This is a genomic window from uncultured Methylobacterium sp. (assembly GCF_964244095.1).
Lineage (GTDB): Bacteria > Pseudomonadota > Alphaproteobacteria > Rhizobiales > Beijerinckiaceae > Methylobacterium.
Map to the genome: position 1 here is coordinate 1 of NZ_CAXTHR010000262.1, position 2,901 is coordinate 2,901.

3 protein-coding genes are annotated in these 2,901 nt (G+C 72.4%); all 3 read left to right on the plus strand.

What is annotated here, in order from left to right; all coding sequences use genetic code 11:
- Positions 1-324 (plus strand): ABC transporter permease subunit (locus ACFE86_RS22210; RefSeq protein ID WP_375457477.1); only part of this gene is annotated, 324 nt, incomplete at its 5' end.
- 92 nt (positions 325-416) lie between these two features.
- Entirely contained in the window at positions 417-1,661 is a 1,245-nt protein-coding gene (locus ACFE86_RS22215) for an SfnB family sulfur acquisition oxidoreductase (RefSeq protein ID WP_375457478.1), read from the plus strand.
- Positions 1,661-2,901: LLM class flavin-dependent oxidoreductase (locus tag ACFE86_RS22220; protein ID WP_375457479.1), on the plus strand; the 1,241-nt coding region annotated here is incomplete at its 3' end. The genes ACFE86_RS22215 and ACFE86_RS22220, both read left to right, overlap by 1 nt.

Genomic DNA, 2,901 nt, shown 5'->3' on the forward strand with positions numbered 1-2,901 from the left:
TCGCTCCGGGAGGTGGATGCGGGGCTGATCGAGGCGGCCCAGTCCATCGGCTGCCGGCGCCGGCACATCCTCGTCCACGTGCTGCTGCCCGAGGCGCTGCCGGGGATCGTGGGCGGCTTCACCATCACGCTCGTCTCGATGATCGGCGCCTCCGCCATGGCCGGGGCGGTCGGCGCGGGCGGGCTCGGGGACGTGGCGATCCGCTACGGCTACCAACGCTTCGACACCACGGTCATGACGGCGGTGATCGTGATCCTGATCGCGCTGGTCTGCGTGGTGCAGTTCTCGGGCGACATCGCGGTGCGGCGCCTGAGATCCCGCTGACGGCCGCGCATCCGGGCCGACGGGGAAGCTTCCCCGGACGACGTTCCTGGCTTGGCCGGCGCCCGGCCCCTCCTGTTCGAGGCGATCCGACGATGACCCTCCCCCTTGCCGACGACGGCCTCGGCGGCCTCGATGACCGGCATCCGTTGCCGCCCTCCCGCCCGCACCTGATCCGCTCGGACGCCGAGGCGATCGAGGCCGCCCACGCGGTCGCCCGGCGCTTCGCCGACGGCGCCTCGGAGCGCGACCGGGACCGGCGCCTGCCCTGGGCGGAGATCGAGGCGTTCACCGCCAGCGGCCTCGGCGGCATCAGCGTGCCGCGGGACCATGGCGGCGCGGAGGTCTCCCATGCGACGCTCGCCGAGGTGTTCGCCATCCTCGCCGCCGCCGACGGCTCGGCGGGGCAGATCCCGCAGAACCAGTTCGGCGTGCTGGCGCTGGTGCGTGCGGCCGCGAGCCCCGCCCAGAAGGCGCGGATCTACGGCGACGTGCTCGCCGGATACCGCATCGGCAACGCGGGGCCGGCCCGCAACGGGAAATCGATCACCCACGTGGACACGCGGCTGACGGCCGGGCCGGAGGGCCTGCGCCTCAGCGGCGAGCGCTTCTATTCGACCGGCGCCGTCTTCGCCCACTGGATTCCCACCCGCGCCGTGGACCCCGCCGGCCGGCCGCTCCTGGTCTGGGTGCGCCGGGATGCCGTGGGCGTGCGCGTCGTGGACGACTGGCAGGGCTTCGGCCAGCGCACCACGGCCAGCGGCCGGGTGATCTTCGCGGACGCCCCGATCGAGGAGAGCCTGAGCATCGACCTGACGCCGCTGGCGGACCGTCCGGGCCTGTTCGGCCCGACCTCCCAGCTCGTTCAGGCGGCGATCGACGCGGGCATCGCCCGCGGCGCCGTGGCCGCCGCGCTGGACTTCGTGCGCACCAGGACGCGGCCCTGGCCCTTCACCGTCGAGACCGCCACCGAGGACCCCCACATCATCGCGGAGGTCGGCCGGCTGGAAATCGATCTGCACGCGGCCGACGAAGTGCTCGCCCGCGCCGGCCTGACGCTCGACCGCATCGCGGCCGAGCCCGTCACCGCGGAAAGCTCGGCGGAGGCGTCCGTCGCCGTCGCCGAGGCCAAGATCCTCACCACCGAGGTCGCGCTGGACGCCTCCGAGCGGCTCCTGGAGCTCGCCGGCGCCTCCGCGACGCGGGAAGGGTACAATCTCGGCCGGTTCTGGCGGGACGCGCGGGTGCACACCCTGCACGATCCCGTGCGCTGGAAATACCACTGGATCGGCGCCTACCACCTCAACGGCAAGCCGCCGCCCCGGCATGGAGCGATCTGATGGCCGCCAGGAAGCAGATCCGGCTGAACGCCTTCAACATGAACTGCGCCGGCCACATCAACCACGGGCTGTGGACCCATCCGCGCGACCGCTCGTCGGACTACAACACCCTCGCCTACTGGACCGATCAGGCGAAGCTCCTGGAGCGCGGGCTGTTCGACGGCCTGTTCATCGCCGACATCATCGGCGTCTACGACATCTACGGCGGCGGCATCGACGTGACCGCGCGGGAGGCGGTGCAGTTGCCCGTCAACGAGCCGACCCTGCTCGTCGCGGCCATGGCGGCGGTGACGCGGCATCTCGGCTTCGGCGTCACGGTCAACGTCCACAACGAGGCGCCCTACACCTTCGCCCGGCGCGTCTCGACCCTCGATCACCTGACGCAAGGCCGCATCGGCTGGAACATCGTCACCGGCTATCTCGACAGCGCCCACCGCGGACAGGGCGGCGGCAGGCTGCCCGACCACGACCGGCGCTACGACTACGCCGACGAGTATCTTGAGGTCCTCTACAAGCTCTGGGAAGGAAGCTGGGACGACGGCGCCGTGCGGCGCGACCGGGCGGCGCGGGTGTTTGCCGACCCCGCCGGCATCCGCCCGGTGGCGCACCACGGCGAGTTCTTCGACGTCGAGGGCTACCACCTGTCCGAGCCGTCGATCCAGCGCACACCGGTGCTCTATCAGGCCGGCGCCTCGGGCCGCGGCCGGGCCTTTGCCGGGCGCCACGCCGAATGCGTGTTCATCTCCGCCCCCGACCGGGCGACGGCGCGCGACGCCACCCGTGCCATCCGCGCCGAGGCGGTGGCGGCCGGGCGCCGGCCGGAGGACGTGAAGGTGTTCGTCGGCATCGCCGTCATCCCCGGGCGCACCCGGGCGGAAGCGGAGGAGAAGCGCGCCGAATACCTGCGCCATGCCAGCCCGGAGGCGGGGCTGGCGCACTTCTCCGCCTCCACCGGCATCGACTTCGCGGCTTACGGCCTCGACGAACCGATCCCCTACGGCCCGGGCAACGCCATCCAGTCCGCCACCGCGGCCGCCGCCCGGCGCGGGCTGACCAAGCGCGACCTCCTCACCGAATTCGAACTCGGCGGGCGCTACCCGGTGCTCGCCGGCGACGCCGTCTCGATCGCCGACGAACTTCAAGCCTGGATCGAGGAGGGCGAGGTGGACGGGTTCAACCTCAGCCGCATCGTCGTGCCCGAGAGCTTTGCCGACTTCATCGACATCGTGATCCCCGAGCT

Bases quoted from the DNA above. Each gene is read 5' to 3' on its own strand.
- ACFE86_RS22215 (WP_375457478.1), top strand. From the start codon at position 417: ATGACCCTCCCCCTTGCCGACGACGGCCTCGGCGGCCTCGATGACCGG.